The sequence below is a fragment of the Streptomyces musisoli genome (genome assembly GCF_016741855.1).
Lineage (GTDB): Bacteria > Actinomycetota > Actinomycetes > Streptomycetales > Streptomycetaceae > Streptomyces > Streptomyces musisoli.
On record NZ_JAERRH010000139.1, the window covers coordinates 1 to 263 of the forward strand.

The 263-nt window shown below is 68.1% G+C and carries 1 pseudogene; it reads right to left on the reverse strand.

Annotated elements, in window-relative coordinates:
- Nucleotides 1-263 (reverse strand): annotated as a pseudogene (locus JK361_RS40825) (trehalose synthase); the annotation flags it as partial.

A 263-nucleotide genomic window follows, 5' to 3' on the forward strand; every position in this document is an offset into this window, starting at 1 on the left:
AGGATCGGCGAGCCGGGCAGCGACAGCAGCAGGGCGGTGAACAGCTCGATCTGGTTGCGGTCGTTGTCGAGCAGCGGTGCGAGGCGGCGGCGGATGCCGATGTTGGCGCGCATCCGCGGGTCCTTCGCGTACTCGGCCCACATGTAGTCGCGTTCCTCGTCGGTGACCATCTCGAGGGTCAGCTCGTCGTGGTTGCGCAGGAAGATGCCCCACTGGCAGCCGGACGGGATCGCGGGGGTCTTGGCCAGGATCTCGGACACCGG